This window comes from Desulfovibrio desulfopostgatei, assembly GCF_053570645.1.
In genome coordinates, this window is the sequence record NZ_JBRBQS010000002.1 from 2443669 (window position 1) to 2462564 (window position 18896).

The 18896-nt window shown below is 57.3% G+C and carries 14 protein-coding genes and 1 tRNA gene; 10 read left to right on the top strand and 5 right to left on the bottom strand.

Annotated features, from left to right (window positions below):
• Positions 1-65: 65 nt before the first annotated feature.
• The 5 genes from ACUZ9Q_RS10855 to ACUZ9Q_RS10875 all read right to left on the bottom strand — a co-directional run bounded on the left by ACUZ9Q_RS10855 (position 66) and on the right by ACUZ9Q_RS10875 (position 5889).
• Positions 66-1490, bottom strand: coding sequence for a mannose-1-phosphate guanylyltransferase/mannose-6-phosphate isomerase (locus ACUZ9Q_RS10855; protein ID WP_449247871.1), 1425 nt, complete (start codon positions 1488-1490; stop codon positions 66-68).
• A 137-nt stretch (positions 1491-1627) separates the two neighbouring features.
• Positions 1628-3034 carry a phosphomannomutase gene (locus ACUZ9Q_RS10860; protein ID WP_449247872.1) on the bottom strand — a complete coding sequence of 469 codons (1407 nt, stop codon included), beginning with the start codon at positions 3032-3034 and terminating at the stop codon, positions 1628-1630.
• Positions 3035-3268: 234 nt separating this feature from the next.
• Positions 3269-3344 (bottom strand) — tRNA-Ala (locus tag ACUZ9Q_RS10865).
• Positions 3345-3443: 99 nt separating this feature from the next.
• Positions 3444-5096: a glycosyltransferase family protein gene (locus ACUZ9Q_RS10870; RefSeq protein ID WP_449247873.1), complete on the bottom strand. Its 1653-nt coding sequence runs from the start codon at positions 5094-5096 to the stop codon at positions 3444-3446.
• Positions 5097-5352: 256 nt separating this feature from the next.
• Entirely contained in the window at positions 5353-5889 is a 537-nt protein-coding gene (locus ACUZ9Q_RS10875; protein WP_449247874.1) for a superoxide dismutase family protein, read from the bottom strand.
• A 181-nt stretch (positions 5890-6070) separates the two neighbouring features.
• On the opposite strand from ACUZ9Q_RS10875, the gene ACUZ9Q_RS10880 reads away from it, so the two are divergent.
• From ACUZ9Q_RS10880 to ACUZ9Q_RS10925, 10 genes are all read left to right on the top strand, one after another.
• Positions 6071-6751, top strand: coding sequence for an RlmE family RNA methyltransferase (locus ACUZ9Q_RS10880; protein WP_449247875.1), 681 nt, complete (start codon positions 6071-6073; stop codon positions 6749-6751).
• A gap of 30 nt (positions 6752-6781) precedes the next feature.
• Positions 6782-7519 carry a YebC/PmpR family DNA-binding transcriptional regulator gene (locus ACUZ9Q_RS10885; RefSeq protein WP_192113692.1) on the top strand — a complete coding sequence of 246 codons (738 nt, stop codon included), beginning with the start codon at positions 6782-6784 and terminating at the stop codon, positions 7517-7519.
• A gap of 372 nt (positions 7520-7891) precedes the next feature.
• Positions 7892-8707 carry an ABC transporter ATP-binding protein gene (locus tag ACUZ9Q_RS10890; protein WP_192113691.1) on the top strand — a complete coding sequence of 272 codons (816 nt, stop codon included), beginning with the start codon at positions 7892-7894 and terminating at the stop codon, positions 8705-8707.
• Positions 8708-8854: 147 nt separating this feature from the next.
• On the top strand, positions 8855-9307 hold the full coding sequence (gene mlaD, locus ACUZ9Q_RS10895; protein WP_192113690.1) for an outer membrane lipid asymmetry maintenance protein MlaD: 453 nt from the start codon (positions 8855-8857) through the stop codon (positions 9305-9307).
• 2 nt (positions 9308-9309) lie between these two features.
• The gene (locus tag ACUZ9Q_RS10900) at positions 9310-9954 is read left to right on the top strand and encodes a Tgt2/MlaC family protein (protein ID WP_192113689.1); all 645 of its coding nucleotides are present in this window, start codon (positions 9310-9312) and stop codon (positions 9952-9954) included.
• A complete protein-coding gene (locus tag ACUZ9Q_RS10905; RefSeq protein ID WP_192113688.1) occupies positions 9944-10789 on the top strand; it encodes an MlaA family lipoprotein in 846 nt (281 codons plus the stop codon). The genes ACUZ9Q_RS10900 and ACUZ9Q_RS10905 overlap by 11 nt, the downstream gene beginning before the upstream one ends.
• Positions 10790-11773: 984 nt before the next feature.
• Positions 11774-12763: an ABC transporter ATP-binding protein gene (locus tag ACUZ9Q_RS10910; protein WP_449247876.1), complete on the top strand. Its 990-nt coding sequence runs from the start codon at positions 11774-11776 to the stop codon at positions 12761-12763.
• 416 nt (positions 12764-13179) lie between these two features.
• Complete coding sequence (locus tag ACUZ9Q_RS10915) at positions 13180-14937, top strand: methyl-accepting chemotaxis protein (RefSeq protein WP_449247877.1); 1758 nt, start codon at positions 13180-13182, stop codon at positions 14935-14937.
• Positions 14938-15167: 230 nt separating this feature from the next.
• Positions 15168-16925 (top strand): methyl-accepting chemotaxis protein, encoded by a 1758-nt coding sequence (locus ACUZ9Q_RS10920; RefSeq protein ID WP_449247878.1) that lies wholly within the window; start codon positions 15168-15170, stop codon positions 16923-16925.
• A 181-nt stretch (positions 16926-17106) separates the two neighbouring features.
• On the top strand, positions 17107-18864 hold the full coding sequence (locus tag ACUZ9Q_RS10925) for a HAMP domain-containing methyl-accepting chemotaxis protein (protein ID WP_449247879.1): 1758 nt from the start codon (positions 17107-17109) through the stop codon (positions 18862-18864).
• Positions 18865-18896: the final 32 nt, after the last annotated feature.

The window sequence follows — 18896 nt, forward strand, 5'->3', positions numbered from 1 at the left end:
GGGTAAAATACCTTGCAAGGCTACCATTGTCCACTGGTCGAAGCGGTGTGCCGTAGCCATACAGATCAGCAGAGCTGCCCTTCCCGCCCGTACACATCTGCAAAGCGCACGATATCGTCCTCACCCAGATAGGAGCCGGACTGTATTTCGATAAGCACCAGAGGGATAACCCCAGGATTTTTCAAGCGATGCATGGTGCCAACAGGTATGTAGGTCGACTGGTTTTCCGTAAACAGTTTAACCAGATCGCCGTTGGTCACTTCTGCCGTGCCGCTCACTACGACCCAATGTTCGGCGCGGTGGTGATGCATCTGCAAAGAAAGCTCGGCGCCGGGGTTCACAATGATGCGCTTGACCTGAAACCGCCCGTCCATGACAAGGGTTTCATAACTGCCCCACGGGCGGTACACCAGGGGATGTTGCCTGCATTCGGGCCGCTGTGCGCTTTGCAGGCGGCCAACAATCTTTTTTACGTCCTGCACACGGTCGCGCGGCGCAACAAGCACGGCATCCTGCGTTTCCACAACCACAAGCCCGCTCACGCCTATGGCCGCCAGCAGCCTGTGGTTGGCGTTAAAATAGCAATCCTCGGCACCCTCGGTCATAACATCGCCAGAGCATACGTTGCCGGAGTCGTCCTGCTGCCCTACCTGATAAAAGGCTTCCCACGAGCCAAGGTCGCTCCAGCTGACACCCAGCGGCACAACCGCCGCCAGATCCGTTTGCTCCATGACCGCATAGTCTATGGAATCAGACGGGGAGGAAAGAAAAGCATCACTGTCTGGGCGGGAAAAGGCCTGATCATCCTTGCGGCCCTTCCAGGCGGCAGCGCAGGCGGCGTATATCTGGGGAGCAAATCGTTCCAGCTCTTTCAGATACACAGAAGCCCGCAGCAAAAACATGCCGCTGTTCCACGAATAACCGCCCTTGGCCAGCATGCCCGCAGCTTTGCCCGCATCGGGTTTTTCCACAAACCGGGCAACCCTGTAGCCGTTAGCTCCAAGGGCTTCGCCCTGTTCAATGTAGCCAAAGCCAGTTTCCGGGCCGGTGGGGGCTATGCCAAAGGTTACAATACGCCCCTGTTCCGCCAGGGCCGCCGCGCGTTTTACGCCTTCAAAAAAGATGCCTTCATCGCCAATGGCATGGTCAGAAGGCAATACCAGCATGAGCGGATCTGCGCCGTCTTCCTTCAGGGCAAAGGCCGCCAGCGCAATAGCCGGAGCAGTGTTGCGCGGCGCGGGTTCCAGCAGGATTTTACCATGCACGCCGCATTCGTACAGTTCGGCGGTCACATAAAAACGGTGAGCCTCATTGCATACAATTACAGGCTCCATGCTGTCCGGCGTGTGCTTCGCCCGCAGCACAGTATCCTTGAACAGCGTTTTCCCGCCGCCCATATCCACAAACTGCTTTGGGTATGTTTCGCGCGAAAGCGGCCACAAACGCGTACCACTACCACCGCACAGAATCACAGGGGCAATATTCTGCATGAATTTCCTCACCATTGCATCAATGTTGGAACACCAATCTGACCTACCGCCAGCAGGGCCTACAATTCCATGCTACGCCATCAACCGCCCGCAAACAAGCGTCGCATCCGTACGCGGCAGAGCCGCTAACGCGTTCCTCAGGCAGGTACGGCCCCGCCCTGCTCTTTCAGAAACCGCAGTATCTCAGCCGTTTTTTCTTCCATCAGCGCGGGATTCCCCCTGCTCTCCACATTCAGGCGCAGCAGGGGTTCGGTATTGGACATGCGCAGATTGAAACGCCAGTCGGTAAATTCCAGATTAACGCCGTCCATGCTGTCTTCGTACAGAGCCGAAGGCGCGTAACGATCCCTCACCTGCCGCATGAGGGCGGGTGCATCCTGCACACGACGGTTGATTTCACCGCTGCACGGATAGGCCGCCATGCGTTCTGCCACCAGCGCAGCCAGGGGCTTGCCTGTGCGGTGCAGCAACGAGGCCACCAGCAGCCAGGGCAGCATACCCGAGTCGCAGTACGCAAAATCGCGAAAATAATGATGTGCGCTCATCTCGCCTCCATACACGGCATCTTCGGCGCGCATGCGTTCCTTCATGAAGGCGTGTCCAGTCTTGCCCATTACGGGCTGGCCGCCTGCGGCCTGCACCACCTCGCGGGTGTTCCAGTACACTCTGGTGTCGTGCACCACCTTGCCGCCAGGCACACGCCGCAGCAGCTCCTGCGCCAGCAGGCCTATGCAGTAGTAACCTTCAATAAAATTGCCGTCCGCGTCATAAAAAAAACAGCGGTCAAAATCGCCGTCCCAGGCTACGCCCATGTCCGCGCCAGATTCGCGCACGGCAGCGGCTGTGGCCGCCCGGCGCTCCGGCAGCAGGGGGTTGGGTACGCCATCGGGAAAAGTTCCGTCCGGCTGCATCTGCCGGCAGACAAATTCAAAGGGCAACGCTGCCATCAGATCGTTCAGCACCAGTCCGGCGCAGCCATTACCAGCGTCACCCACAACCTTCAGGGGTTTGCGGCCAGCAACCGGGGCAAGCTGCCCAGCCCCGCTGTATTCCAGCAGCCAGGCCACATAGTCGGCACGGAACGAGGCATGCTGCAGAAGGGAGACATCAAGGGACCCGGCAGTGTCGCCGCTCTCGGCAAGAATGGCCTCAACCCGGTCGCGCAGGGCAAACAGGCCGGAATCGCCACTGATGGGTATGGCCCCGCCGCGCACCAGCTTGAAGCCGTTTTCGTCCGCCGGGTTATGACTGCCCGTAATCATGACGCCCGCCCCAAAGGGCTGATTTGCGGCGGCATAATAGATTTCTTCCGTGCCGCACATACCTATGTCCGTCACCTGCGCCCTGGCCTCATGCAAACCCAAGGCCAGCGCATCTCGCAGTTCGGGGCCGGAAAGCCGGGCATCACGTCCAATTACAACACTTTTTGCGCCCAGTATTTCAACAACGGCCCTGCCCAGTGCACGGGCCAGCGGCGCATTGAGAACGCCCGGCACACGGCCCCGGATATCGTAGGCTTTGAAGCATGAAAGTGAATTGCCCATGACGTCCCTCTTCTGAATTATATTGGTGCATTGCCCTTTCATTCCAGACCAAGAGGACAATGCATACCTTTTATCCAACTTGCAGCCCGATTGCCAATGTATTTTGACGCATACAGGCTCCGTACGGAATCTGGCCGCCGTGCATACAAACCCCAAAAGTCCGCCTACAGCTTTTACGGACATGAAACGCATAAAAAAAGGGGCCACGGTATTATCCGTAACCCCTTGATATTGTGGTGGAGAAGAAGGGATTTGAACCCTCGACCCCCGCCTTGCGAAGGCGATGCTCTCCCAGCTGAGCTACTTCCCCACAATGGAAAGCTTAACGCAGGAAATGAGCAATAGGCAAAACCGCACGACTTGTCAAGCCTTTCTCCTGTTCACCTGAGCATCCAGCCTCCGCCGCCTGTCAGGCAAAAGTTTCGATAATCTGCTGAATACGTTGCTCATAGCCGTGCTGCGCGCGCAGATGCTCGCGCCATGCCCGCCGCAGATCATATGCAGCTTTCGGATGCGCCCGAAACCATGCGCGCTTGACCATAAAGTCGCTCGGCCCGCGCAATGTCATGGGTTCGGTCAATTCCACAGGGAAGATTTTCAATCCAGATGTGGCATCACTGAGCAGCAACCCGCCGCTGGCCCAGACGTCAAAATGGCGCTGGCTCAGGCTCTGCGGCAACAGCAGGCTGGTTACGTTCAGCACGGCTTCGGCCCGCGCGTACACTTCGGGCAGTGCCGTATAGTAATCCACTGGCGGCAATATTTCCGTGCCGGGCAGCAGGGGCTTCCAGCCGTCGTCGCCGATGACGCGCAGCCGGCCGACCGAGTCCGCCCCTGCGGCCAAGAGCCAGCGCCGCCTGTTGGCCTGCGCGCAGCGCTCGGCCCCAAGGCCCGGACGGCGCACATCGTAGCCAGGCCAAAGCCTGCCCCCCAGTTTGTCCTGCCACCAAAAAAAATGCGGCGCATTCTGCGGGCCGGTGCTGGCCTCAAGCAGCGTTGCGGCCTCTGCCTCCAAAGCCTGCGGCACACTGGCCGCAGCAAAAAAGCGCTCCTTTTCAGGAAAGGCGGAACGCCCCACAAACAGGGGCGGCTCCATATTAAAGGAGGGTGGAGCAATATCCGGCAGATCGCGCCACATGTGCGGCGCAACAGCCAGAGGCAGATGAAAAATCCGGCCTGCGCCACATACTCTGAGGCTGTCCACAAAGCTGGCATCCGTCACAAAAATATGGGCATCCCGCCACCAGGGCAGTCGCACGCCAGACAAAACATGCCAGGGATTGTCCACAAACCACAGGGCAACGGGAATTCCAAGGGCCCGGCAAAGCTCAAAAACGCGCCCGTCAGCATCCAGCCCGCGCATGTTTACCGAGAGCAGAAATACTGGCTTGCCCCCATGCAAAAGTGTGCGCCAGCGGGCCAAAAATTCATCCTCACGGCCTGCCTGCGCTCCGCCCATGCTAGACGAGGGCTGAGGCAGGGCATCCACCACAGGTTCGAAACCGCATTCGGCAAAAGCCGTGCGCAATTCCTGGTGCAGCAACTGCCCATCGTTGCCGGGCAGCAGAACTGGCCCGGCTTTACGGACGCTTCCCTTATCCTCGGCTGTCATGGGCCCACTCGCCCGCGCAGCGGATGAAGGAAATGCGAGGGCCGCATCCACCCGGCCCAGCAACGGTCCCCAAAATTCAGGATCAAGCCGTAAGCCGGGCGAGTAAATGCAGTAACGACACTGCCCGGCCAAAGCCACAGCCTGCTCTGCGGTGACCGCGCGCCAATGGGCGGGGAGCGGTTCGCGTGGCAAAAGCCCGATCTCCTGCCTCCATGCCTCCAGGACGCGGGCCACAAGTGGGGATTCCAGCCAGTAGACGGCGGGAGCCTTGACAATCAGGGGCAAAACCTGCGGCAGGTTTGCTCCTGATTCTGGCCCCAGGCCGAGCAAGAGCACGGCATCGCCCTCACCCCGGCAGCTCCATGCTTCCGGGCCATCGGGCAGGCTCACGGCCCGGCCTGCAAAATCCGGCAGGCGAACCCGCTGCGGGCGCGTATTTTGTTCGGCCATATTTTCCCCCGCCACTGCTGGCTCCTTGCGGAACTGTCCCATCAATAAAAAAGCCCCGCTGCGGCAAGCAAGCGGGGCAGAATAATCCAAAACTCCGCGCCAGTTAAGGCAGTCGGAGGTTCTCCCCTGTGGCTGGCAATACTTTGCGTCGATAATGACGCGCCCTTGCCAGAACTGCAAGACCCGCACAAGGGAATGCATGAACTATCCACGCGAGCAGGTGGATTTTCTGCCGCGTGAACGGAGAAACATAATCCTACTTGATCACGCCGCAGGCGATGCGTGCCCCGCCGCCGCCAAGGGGAGCCGGCTGGTCGGAATAGTTGTCGCCGCCAGCATGGATCATGAGCGAGCGCCCCTTGATGTCGGCTGTGGTCAGATCAGTCACATGCAACTTGGCCTTCACATTTTGCTGGGCATCGGCGGTTATAAGCGGCAGATCGCCCTTGTGCCCATGCTTGCCGGGGCCTTCATGTTTGCCAGCGTGTGTGGGATCATAATGCCCCCCTGCGGAAAGACCGGCCACATTGACGCCATCCTTGGCCGCGGGCGCGCACGAAGGATTTTCATGCACGTGCATGCCGTGGTCGCCCTGAGGGATACCGACGACATCAACCATAATATCCATGCCGCCCTTGCCGTCATCCTCAAAAACAACAAAGCCGATGGCCTCTCCAACGCCTTCACTGCTGATCTTGTTCACAGGAACTTTAACGCTTTCCGCCAATACCGTCTGCGCTCCAAATGCGAGCGCGCAACCCGCAAGACAAGCGGCCAACAGAATCCGTTTCATAGCCTCTCCTTACTGGTGATAGTGTGCGAGATCAAAGGTTCTGGAAACTTATTGAAAAAGTATCCTGATAGACTTCTAAGGTCAACCAATTCAGCAAATTTGCGTGGCCCGCCACCAAGGGCTGCACTGCGCACTTGGCGAGCGCGATAAAAAAGGGTATGGTTACCTGTTGGAATTTACCATGAAAGAATACCGTGATCATTATTTTCTAAAGGCCAAGCGCGAGAATTATCCCGCACGCTCGGTCTACAAGCTCAAGGAGCTGGACTCCAAGTTCCGCCTGCTGCGCCCCGGCCAGCGGGTTCTCGACCTTGGCGCTGCCCCTGGATCGTGGTCCATGGGCGCTGCGGAAAAGGTCGGGATGCGTGGACTTGTGCTCGCCTGCGACATTCAGAGCACCGAAACGGTGTTTCCGCCGCAGGTCACATTCATGCAGGAAGACGTGTTCAACCGCTCGGCCGAGTTTGAAGCAAAACTCAAGGAGCTGGGGCCTTTTGACGTTGTCATCAGCGACATGGCCCCGCGCACAACGGGCACGCGCTTTACGGATCAGGCCCGTTCGCTTGAGCTTACGGTTGAGGCATTGGCTGTAGCCTGCCTGCACCTTAAAAAGGGCGGCAGTTTTGTGGTCAAACTTTTTATGGGGCCAGATATTCAGGAGCTGCTCGCGCCCATGCGCAAGGCTTTTGATGCGGTCAAATCGTTCAAGCCCAAAAGCTCGCGGGCCGAAAGCAAGGAAACATTTTTTGTCGGCCTTGGTTTTCGTGGTCAGGCGGGCGCTGCCCCAACGGCGCATGTGCCGGGCGAAGCCGCCGGAGAAACTTCACACGAAGTTGCCGACGACGCGCCGCCGGGTATATAAACATACTCTACACAAGGTTTCGGAGGTTTTATGTCAGGTCACAGTAAATGGGCCAATATCCAGCACCGTAAGGGTCGCCAGGACGCCAAGCGCGGCAAGATTTTCACCAAGGCCGCCAAAGAAATCATCATCGCAGCCAAGGGCGGCGGTGACCCTGTGGGCAACTCCCGCCTGCGCGCGGCCATTGCCGCCGCCAAGGCCGTCAATCTGCCCAAGGACAAGATTGAGGCAGCCATCCGCAAGGGTACGGGTGAAGACGCAGGCGGCGACCTGACAGAAACCTTCTACGAAGGCTACGGGCCCAACGGCATCGCCATCATGGTGGAAGTTGCCACTGACAACAAAAACCGCACCGTGGCCGAAGTTCGCCACCTTTTCACCAAGCATGGCGGGGCCATGGGTGAAAACGGCAGCGTGGGCTGGATGTTTGACCGCAAGGGCGTTATCGCCGTGGACAAGGCAGCCTACCCCGAAGACAAAATTATGGAAGCCGCTCTTGAAGCCGGCGCAGACGATGTCATCGACGATGATGACGTGTGGACAATCCACACCGCCATGGCCGATTTCACCTCGGTGCGCGATGCGCTGGAAGCTGCCGGCATTGCCATGCAGGAAGCCGAACTGGCCATGATTCCGCAGAATCTTGTGGCTGTGAGCGCCGAAGTGGGCATGAAGGTGCTGCGCCTCATGGACGCGCTGGACGACAATGACGACGTTCAGAATGTCTATGCCAACGCGGACTTCCCCGACGATATGCCCACTGACTAACGCATTTTCACGTTGAGATGTCTGGCGGGGGAGCAGCCCGTTTGTAAATTGGGTCACTCCCCCGCGCAGCCAGCCAAACTTCGCAAAATCACGCCAACCGCGCCCGCAGCGTGGCGCATCAACCGCACTTGTTCCTCCTGCCTCCCTGCGTTATGCTGCCAAAGCGTCACAAGGCCCGCAGGCCATCCACCTGCTGGCGGCGCTCCTACATCAAGGCATTTTCACGTTGAAATACGTGCTTACGAGCGAAACAGATTCGCCTTGCAAAATTTTTTGCGGGAATTTTTACAAAAAACGTGCAAAGCAGATACGCATTTTCAATACTAATCTGCTCCAACCGATAATCCATATCAGAGGCGACAGGCGGTATTCATGCAGGCATGGGACATTGAATTTCGGGCTCTCAGCGTGGGCTACGGCGAGCATGTGGTTCTGCGCGATGTCAATGCGGTGCTTCCGGGCGGCAAGGTTTCTGTAATTCTTGGCGGTTCCGGCTGCGGCAAGTCCACCCTGCTGCGCCATATTATCGGCCTTTCGCGCCCGCAGGCTGGGCATGTACTCATAGGCGACAATGACCTCTTTGCCCTGCCGCAAAAAGAATTTCGGCGCATGCGCCGCAACATGGGCGTGCTGTTTCAGGATGGCGCGCTGCTCGGAGCGCTGTCGCTGGTGCAAAACGTCACCCTGCCCCTCACAGAGCATCTGAACCTTCCCAAAAAGCTTGTTCGCGAGGCGGGCCTGCGCGTGCTACGCATGGTGGGCCTTGAAGATTTTGCCGATTTTTATCCCAACCAGCTTTCCGGCGGTATGCGCAAACGCGCAGGCCTTGCGCGGGCCATTGTGGCCGAACCACGCATCCTGCTGTGCGATGAGCCGACCTCCGGCCTTGACCCCATCACCGCCGCCCGCATGGATGAACTGCTGCTTGCCATGCGCAGGCAATATACCGACATGTCGGTGGTTGTGGTCAGCCACGATCTGGCCAGCCTGCGGGCCATTGCCGACCATGTTCTGGTGCTGGGCGAAGGCCGCGCGCTTTTTTCTGGCTCGCTGGCCGAGCTTGAAGCAAACGATGACCCGTATCTGCGACAATTTTTGTTGCGTGAGCCCGGCGACACGCAGGCCGCCATGGGCGAAGCGCCCGATCCTGCGGTGCGGCAAGCCCTTGACCGCTGGCTGGCATCATAAAAACTGCGCCGCCTGCATAATAAAAATTGCGATAACCAGGCGATTCGCGATTACCTACTCAACAGTAGGGCTTGAAACTTTGTCATGGCGCACTTATACTGAGATTTGATCTTATTGCCGAATTATCTGTGGAGCTACCTGAACCTTATGAGTACTGTTCGTGAAACCGCTGTGGGCCTTTTTGTCCTGTTCGGCCTTGTATGCGTTGCCTACCTGACCATCAAGCTGGGCAAGATGGAAGTTTTCAGCCAGCAGGGCTTTGAACTTTCTGCCAACTTTGATTCTGTTTCCGGCCTGCGGGTCGGAGCGGATATTGAAATGGCCGGGGTGCCGGTGGGCCGCGTGGTAAGCATTAGCCTTGACCCGGATCCGGTGCGCAATCAGGCTGTAGTGCGCCTGCGGCTCGACAAAGACCTGAAACTTTCGGATGACAGCATCGCCTCCATCCTCACCAGCGGGCTTATCGGCGACAAATACGTCAGCCTTTCGCGCGGTGGGTCGGGGCATATCCTTGCGGCTGGCGACACAATTACTGAAACGGAATCCGCCGTTGACCTCGGTTCCCTCATCGGCAAGTACGCCTTCGGAGGAGTCAAATAACAATGACCATTCATGCGATCACACGCCATATAGCCGCAGGCTTTCTGCTTGCGCTGCTGACAGTTGCGCTGTTGCCCGGCGCGGCCAGTGCGAGTTCTCCTGCGCAGCTGGCGCTGGAAACTTCCATCAACCGCATCCTCGGCTCCATCAAGAACCCCGACTATGTGAATCCTGCTACGCGCGGCCCGCTGCGCCAGCAGATTGAAGATGAAGTCCTGCACATTTTTGATTTTAAAGAATTTTCTTCGCGCACGGTGGGGCCGCGCTGGGGCACGTTCAGCCCGGCGCAGCAACAGCAGTTCAGCGATGCCTTTGCCGAACTGCTCATGAATACCTACCTGAGCAAGATTGACGGCTACAATGGCGAGCAGGTCGTGTACACAGGCGAGGTTTCATCCCCCAAGGGCGACCGAACCGAAGTGCGCACAATCATCACCATGAAGGACTCGAAAAAAGTCCCCGTGGCCTATCGCATGCTCCCCAAAAACGGTTCGTGGCTCGTTTATGACGTGCTGATTGAAAATATCAGCCTGGTCAAAAACTATCGCACCCAGTTTCAGGACATTCTGAACACCGGCAGCCCTGACCAGCTTATTGCCAGGGTCAAGGCCAAGGCGCAGGAGGTCCGGCAGGGCAATGGCCAGTAACTATTCGTCAACACTGCCGGGGCATCTCTGTGTGCCCGGTTTTCTGCTGGCAGCACTGCTTTGCCTGTGGCATGCGCCAGCCAGCGCCGCCCCCAGCCAGGCGCCTGCGCCCTCCACTGTGTACGGCAAGGCGCCCCAGCTTCAGCCCGGGGCCATTACAGTAGCTCCTTACGGAACCATGAATGCAGACAATACTCTGGACGACTATGACAACGAGCCGATCCAGAGTATTTCTGACCCCATTGAACCGTGGAACAGGTTCTGGTTCCATTTCAACGACATTTTCTTTCTCTATGTTGCCAAGCCCGCCTACACGGCATGGGAAACAGTGACGCCGCACCAGTTGCGTTCCGGTTTGAAAAATTTCTTTTCCAACCTGCTGTTCCCTGTGCGTTTTGTGAACAACATCCTGCAGTTCCGCTTTTTTGAAGCGGGGGTGGAATTTGGGCGTTTTGTCATTAATACCACTTCCAGCGCGGGCTTTGCCGATGTGGCAAAAGGGCACAAAACCATTGTGCCCATTGATCCCACAGGCGAAGACTTTGGTCAGACTCTCGGACGCTGGGGCCTTGGGCATGGTTTCTACATTGTCTGGCCCATCATTGGGCCAAGCTCTGCGCGCGACACTGTAGGCCGCGCTGGCGATCTGTTTGCCGACCCGCTATTCTACCTGCAACCCACGGAATTGAGCCTTGGGATTGGCGGCGGGCTGCGGTTCAACGCCCTTGGCGATGTGCTGCCCCTGTATGAAGACCTGAACACCGTGGCGGTTGACCCCTACATAGCCATGCGTGAGGCCTATGTGAACTTCCGCAAGGCGCAGGTGTTGCACTAGCCTTTGCGCTATAAGCCAGAATGCTAGCCCCCGGCGGAAACCTCATGGTTTCTGATCCGGGGGCTTTTTGCTATTTGGGATATGTTTGGACCGTCTGTGAGGTGCGTTTTCGCTTCCCCAGCTTGGGCTTAAGCAGCTTACTGCCCTTCGGGCACGGGATTCCGCCCCTTCGGCGGCGTTTGGGACGCCTTCCCGGCGTGGGGCAAGGCGGGGCCGGTTATGGGGCTGCGCCCCCTTCTCGGCCCCCCTTGCATCCCCCCCGAAGCACCCCCTGAGGTTTTCAACTACCTTTGCGTGGCGAGGGCGACGCGTCTTTGCTGCGGGAGCTTCCCTCACTCGCTGCGCTCGCTCAGGCGATCTCCCTCCGCGCCGCGTTAATGCCAGAGTACGCTTTTGCTTCGGGCAAACGTCGTTTCAGACAACTGATATTATTGCTGGCTCAAAGGATGACTTTGTACCCTTTCAGCTTCTTCAGGACATTTGGCATCACGGACTTGAAGAAAACCAAATTGCAACACAAATATGACCAACAGATTCACTTCACAAATGGTGTCGCCAATTGCCATTCAGCCATGACCAGACGGGCATAATACGCGTCAGAAAAATTCAGCCTGACACCAAAAGTTGGTTGTGGAGTCGCCTTCCTTAAACTCGCCGGAGCGAATGCGGAGGCGATGGCTGGTGTTGGGCGAATTTGCAAAATACGCTTTTTGCGGCCTGAAAAGAAAGCACCGGGATTTTGAGCGCAGCGTACTCTAGTACGTGAGCATCAAAATTTCGGCGCTGACGCATTCAGGGCGTAAAAGTCGGGTTTGCGTAAATCAGCCTGACAGGCTCACCCACCCCGCCGTAAAAACATCTCCCCTGCTTTTGCCTTTTTCCCTGCCTTTCTGCTTTTCCTGCCTTTCTGCCTTTCCCCCTCTGCCTCAGCACCCCAGCCCACAAGGCTTTTTTTTGTCAGCACCTTCTGGTAGGCTCTGGCCCATGAACAAGCCTTCTACCCAAGCCTCCAGCCCCCTGCTGCAACTGGAAAACCTCTCTGTGACCTTTGCAACCGCAGACGGCCCGCTGCCCGCCGTGCGCAGCGTAAACCTCTGCCTGCATGAGGGTGAAACAGTTTGCCTCGTTGGTGAATCCGGCTGCGGTAAAAGCCTCACGGCCAAAGCCATTTTGCAACTCACCCCGCCCAACGCGGTGATTGAAGGGCGCATTCTGCTGCACGGTCAGAATCTGCTTGAGCTTTCAGAAAAAGAAATGCGCTCCGTGCGTGGCCGCCAGGTGGGCATGATCTTTCAGGAGCCCATGACCTCCCTCAACCCGGTGCTCAAAATTGGCGATCAGGTGGCGGAACCCTTGAAGCTGCATCAGGGCATGGGCCGATCCGAGGCTCGCGAGGCTGCCATAGAGCTGCTGACAGAAGTGGGCATTCCCGCGCCGCAAAGCCGCTATGACGATTACCCGCACCAGCTCTCGGGCGGCATGCGCCAGCGCGTCATGATTGCCATGGCCTTGTCGTGCAGACCAGCCCTGCTGTTGGCTGACGAACCCACAACGGCTCTGGACGCCACGATTCAGGGCCAGATTCTGCGCCTGCTGGCTGCCCGATGCCGAGAGCGCCGCATGGCCGTGCTGCTGATTACCCACGATCTCGGTGTAGCCGCCCAGATGGCGGATACGGTGGGCGTTATGTACGCCGGGCGTCTGGTAGAATGCGCCCCGGCCCAGGAGCTGTTCGCCGACCCGCGCCACCCTTACACGCAGGGATTGCTGCACGCCGCGCCCAGCGCCCGTTCACGCGGCCTTGAACGCCTGCCAACCATACCGGGCTCGGTTCCATCCCTTGCCAACATGCCTGCGGGTTGTCCCTTCCACCCCCGCTGCAGGTCAGCTCTTGCGCGTTGCGCCGCAGAAATGCCGCCCGCAGTCGCCAGCGGCGCGCACAGCACGGCCTGCTGGCTGGTCAGCCAGCCCTAGCCGAGCCCCCACGCGGGCAAGCATCACGCCCAGCCATTGCAGCAGACCACCTTGCGCAGATATATTGCCTCTGCTATAAACTTATTTTCCAGTTCTCCGTAAATTCAGACAGTGGTTCTGCCCGGCTCGTTCCTGATGCCGCGCAATGCCGCATCTGATTGCTCCCCCCTTTGGCGTTGCATCCCCCCTACTGGCAACGCTTGGCAATCGGACTTTTGAATTACGGCGTATCCAAGCATTCCGCCAGACTGTCAGTTTCTGGGCCGCCCCCCCGCGGTCCACCAGAGCATTTCGTGGCGCGGTTTGTAGAATCCGCGCGAACCAGACAAACTTGTTCAAGTTCATCTGCTCTATGCTGTCAACAGCGCTGCCCAAGGCAAACGGGCAGTTTCAGCTGAACGTGGAGGATGCCTCACATGAAACTAGGCGCAAAACTTGTGCTCTCTTTCGGCAGTCTCATCGCAGTCATCCTGGTGTCTTCTGCCGTCACCATGCACAACGTGGGCGAAATGAACGGCAAGGTACGCGAGATTGACGAGGCATGGCTGCCTTCCGTCACTGCCATCCAGTCCATGAATGTGCAGCTCAATTCGCTCCGCGCCGATCTTGCGTCAATAATGTCGCAAACCTACGCCGACGAAATTCGCAAATACGAAAAGAATCTTCAGGATTCCATGGACTCCATCCAGCGCGATCAGGCCGCCTACCTGCAACTGCGCAACGCCACCCCCGGCATGGACAGCGAACAAGGCAAGGCCCTTATGACGCGCATTGCCGATCTTTCCCAGCAGGAAAGCAAGGCGCGCGAAGGCATCATCAAGGGGGTGCTGGACGGTCGGCGCGGCGTGGCAAACGTGGCCTTTGACAAAAAATACCGCCCTGTTTTTCAGGAGCTTGGCGAAACCTATGGCGAAGTTGTGCGCATGAACGTCACGGGCAGCAAGGCTGCAGCCCAAAGCGCCACCGACGCAGGGCAAAAAACCCGCAACATGTCCATTGCCATCACTCTGGCAGCCGTTGTCATCAGCATCTGCATTACCTGGATGCTCACGCGTTCTGTGGGGCGGCAACTGGGCAAGGACCCCGGCGAACTGGCCGTCATAGCCCGCCGGGTTGCCAACGGCGATTACGATATTGACGATGGAGGCACCAAAACCGGCGTGTATGCGGACATGGTTTCCATGGCGCAGACGCTTAAGGAAAATATGGCAAGGGCGCATCTGGAATCGGAAAACGCAAGGCAAAGCGCCCAGCGAGCCGAAGAAGCACTGCGGCAGGCGGAGGCGGCTGGCGTTGAAGCGCAGCGCAAGGCCGAAGCAATGAGCGCCGCTTCTGCGGGTCTTCAACAGGTTGCGCAGGTGGTGAGCGATGCTTCAACGCGACTGGCCGCGCACATTGAGCAGTCTGACAAGGGCGCATGCGAAACATCGCTCCATCTGACGGAAGCCGCCAACGCCATTCAGCAGATGAACAAAACCGTGCATCAGGTGGCGCAGAACGCCGCTGCCGCCAATGCCGCATCGCTGGAAACGCGCCAGAAAGCCGAGCAAGGCGCTGAAATCGTCAAGCGCTCCCTGCACAGCATCAGCGAGGTGCACCATGTTTCGCTGGCAACCAAGAACGATATGGCGCAGCTTCGGGAACATACGCAAAACATCAACCGCATCATGAATGTTATTTCGGATATTGCCGACCAAACCAACCTGCTTGCCCTCAACGCCGCCATTGAAGCTGCCCGCGCGGGCGATGCCGGGCGCGGTTTTGCCGTGGTAGCAGATGAGGTGCGCAAGCTGGCGGAAAAAACAATGGCTTCCACACATGACGTGGCCAACGCCATCACGGCCATTCAGGAAAGTGCCGCAAAAAGCATGGATTCTGTGGATAACGTTGCCCTTCAGATTGAGCAGGCCAATGATTTTGCCCAGCAATCCGGGCAGGCGCTGACAGATATCGTTGTGATGGTGGAGTCCACCTCTGATCAGGTTACCGCCATCTCTTCTGCCAGCGAGGAGCAGTCTGCCGCCAGCGATCAGGTGACAAGCATTATTGACCAGATCAACGGCATGTCCCGGCAAACAGCCTCTGCCATGCGTGCAGCCACAGAGGCAGTGGAAGATCTGGCGGCCCAGGCCAACGGACTTTCAGGCCTTATTGCGCAGATGCGCACCCAGTAGTTTTTTCAGGGCATCCCTGTATGTCTGCAACATTCGTTGCAAAAACGCCGACCTCCGGGTCGGCTTTTTTGTTTATGAACAGGGATGATAATATCAATTTAACAATAAAACCTGCCAGAGATGTTCCCAATGCAACATGCATTGCCACAAAAGCCCCATATCATTTTTTGAACTTGACCAGCCGCCATTGTGCATAGCATGCAACACCACCTGTTGGGAGATCGTCTGCCATGAGCCTGAGAGCACGTCTGATTCTGTCTTTCGGAAGTATAATTATCATAATGTTAATCACGTCCGGCCTGACCATCAGGAATCTCACCCGCATGAATGCCGAGATCTCATCCATAGGCAGCACATGGATTCCTGTGGCTACATCCATCCAGAGCACCTATGCCCTGCTTTTTTCTTCCAGAGGGGATCTTTCAGCCATTACAACGCTGCACGACCCCAAGGAGATAGAGAACTACAGCGAGCATATGACAGGGCTGCTGCGACGCATAGGCGACAGTAAAAAGGCTTTTGCTGCCGCCCTTGAAAATATGCCGCCGTCAGACCGTAAACAGGCCATTATGGACATAACAGCCCAGATAGAAGCGCAATCAGGGCAATTTGTAACCATGCGCAAAGACCTGCTTGCTTTTATCAGAGCCGGAAAAAATGAAGAAGCCGCCCAGTTGCTTGCCAGCAGCCGCGGCCCCTTCCTCAGGCTGGCTGACCTCTATGAACAGATTGTCAGCCTGAGCAACGAAGGCGCAAACATTGCCATTACAAACGCCAGCGGCGTCAGCGAACAATCAATTATTTTTTCATCAGGATTATCTCTGGTTGCTGTACTTATTGGCACGGCGGTCATTCTGCTTCTGCTCAGGGTGGTCCATAGGCAGCTTGGCAAAGACCCGGGAGAACTGGACAACATAGCCAGGCGCGTGGCCCAGGGGGACTATGCCCTTGACGACGATACTGCAAAGCGCGGCGTCTACGCCTCAATAATTGCCATGGTGCAGGCGCTCAAAACCCACATTGAAAGAGCCCAGCGCGAATCTCTGGCGGCACAAGAGCAGTCAGCCAAGGCAACAGAAGCCCTGCGCCAGACGGAAGCCGCCAATATAGAAGCCCAAAACAAGAGTGAGACTCTACGTGCAGCAGCCGCCAAACTTCAGGAAGTGACGCATGTAGTAAGCACAGCCACCGCGCGCCTGGCCACGCAAATCGAGCAGTCGGACAAAGGTTCGCAAGAAACAACGGGCAGGCTGAGCGAGGCGGCTTCTGCCATGCAGCAGATGAACGCAACGGTGCAGGAAGTGGCGCGCAACGCGTCCATTGCCTCGCAGGCCTCCACAGAAACCCGCGCCAAAGCCGAAAATGGCGCAGAGATCGTCAAGCGTTCGCTGCACAGTATTGATCAGGTGCACGAAGCGTCCATGACGCTCAAGGACGACATGGCTCTACTGCGGGAGCACACGCAGAACATCAACCGCATCATGGGTGTTATTTCAGATATAGCCGACCAGACCAACCTGCTGGCGCTCAATGCCGCCATTGAGGCCGCCCGCGCGGGAGAGGCCGGGCGGGGATTTGCCGTGGTTGCTGATGAAGTGCGCAAGCTGGCGGAAAAAACCATGGCCTCCACCCATGACGTTGCCAGCGCCATTGAGGCTATCCAGTCCAGCGCCGCCCAGAGCATGGATTCTGTGGACAGAGCGGCAAAACAGATTGAAGAAGCCAACACCTATGCCAGCCAGTCTGGTGCGGCGCTGGCCGACATTGTTGCTACGGTCGAGAGCACTGCCGATCAGGTTAATGCCATTGCAGCCGCCAGCGAGCAGCAGTCTGCCGCCAGTGATGAAGTGAGCGGCGCCATCACGCAAATCAGCGAGATGGCGCGCCAAACGTCCAAAGCCATGAGCGAGGCGGCAGAGGCCATAACCAACCTTTCCGCCCAGGCCAGCAACCTCATGCAATTGGCAGAAGCCATGAATCACGATTGATCCCGACCCGCGACGGCGTCCCCCATATACTGCATGGCACGTACAAAGCGGTGGTTCAGAAAAACCACCGCTTTGTTGTATATTTTGTCCTTCATATTACTGAAAAAATTTAGCACGTTCTTTGCATAAGTTATACATTCATCGCAAGTGCCTGTAGCACAAACCCAGGAGGTGAAAACCTATGCGACTGATTGTAAAACTTGGACTATCATTCTTTTTCATTACACTTGTTCTGCTTGCGATGAGTGGCATGTCGATTAAAAACATTTCTGCAATGAATAAAAGATTCATTGAAATAGATACATCTTTGCTCCCATCTCTCATAGAACTTCAGGAAATGCATCTGAAATTCTGGATTATCCGCTCTGACGTATTGGCGCTTATTTCACAAACATCGCCCACAGAGATCGAACGCTATTCCTCCAACATCACCAGCACGATGGATTCAATCAGGGAAAACCATGACAGATATTTTGCCATTGTGGGTGAATCAGAAGACCAGCACCATGTTGCGGCAAAGGAACTGATAGAAAAAATTGATGCAATTTCACGCAAGCTCAACACAGTGCGCAAAGAAATTCTTGCATTTGTGCAATGCGAAGAACGTGGCGAGGCAATAAGTATATTTGAAAAGAAATACACACCGCTATTTAACAGCCTTGAGCCACTCTATGAAGAACTGATGGCACTTACCAAGTCAGACAGTAAACAGGTGTCTGCCGAGGCCGTCGCCACAGGCGAAAACGCAGTTAAAGGCGCATATGCGCTCAGTGCTGCCGCCGTATTTTTCAGCATCATCGTTTCTCTTGTACTTTCGCGTTCCATAAAGCATCAACTTGGCAAAGACCCCGGCGAACTCCAGGCTGTGGCCAGCCGTGTTGCTGCCGGAGACTACGACATTCACGACGCGAATGGCGACAGTGTTGGCGTGTACGCTTCCATAGTCTCCATGGTGCAGGCGCTGAAAACCCACATTGAAAGAGCCCAGCGCGAATCGCTGGCGGCACAAGAGCAGTCAGCCAAGGCAACAGAAGCCCTACGCCAGACGGAAGCCGCCAATATAGAAGCCCAAAACAAAAGCGAAGCCCTGCGGATGGCCGCCGCCAGACTTCAGGAGGTGGCCCGGGTAGTGAGCGCGGCCACAGCGCGCCTGGCTGCGCAGATCGAACAGTCAGATAAAGGCGCGAGAGAGACCTCGGGCAGACTGGGAGAGGCGGCTTCTGCCATGCAGCAGATGAATGCCACAGTGCAGGAAGTGGCGCGCAACGCGTCTGTTGCCTCTCAGGCCTCCACAGAAACCCGCGCCAAGGCGGAAAACGGCTCAGAAATCGTCAAGCGATCGCTGCGCAGCATTGATCAGGTGCATCAGGCATCCATGACGCTCAAGGGCGACATGGCCCAACTGCACGAGCATACGCAAAACATCAACCGCATCATGGGCGTTATTTCAGACATAGCCGACCAGACCAACCTGCTGGCGCTTAATGCCGCCATTGAGGCTGCCCGCGCGGGCGATGCCGGGCGGGGCTTTGCCGTGGTGGCGGATGAAGTGCGCAAACTGGCGGAAAAAACCATGGCCTCCACCCATGACGTTGCCAACGCCATCAAGGCCATCCAGTCCAGCGCCACCCAGAGCATGGATTCTGTGGACAAGGCCGCACGGCAGATTGAAGAAGCCAACACCTATGCCAGCCAGTCTGGTGCGGCCCTGAGCGATATTGTGGCCACGGTCGAGGGCACGGCGGATCAGGTCAATGCCATTGCCGCCGCCAGCGAGCAGCAGTCTGCCGCCAGCGATGAAGTAAGCCGAGCCATAACGCAGATAAGCGAAATGTCGCGCCAGACCTCAGCCGCCATGCGCGAAGCTGCGGATGCCGTGGCCGAACTGGCGGGGCAAACTCAAAACCTCATGGAGCTTATGTCCAGCATGCAGCAGTAGCACAAAGAAAGGGGCTGTTCCAGCAGCGCAAT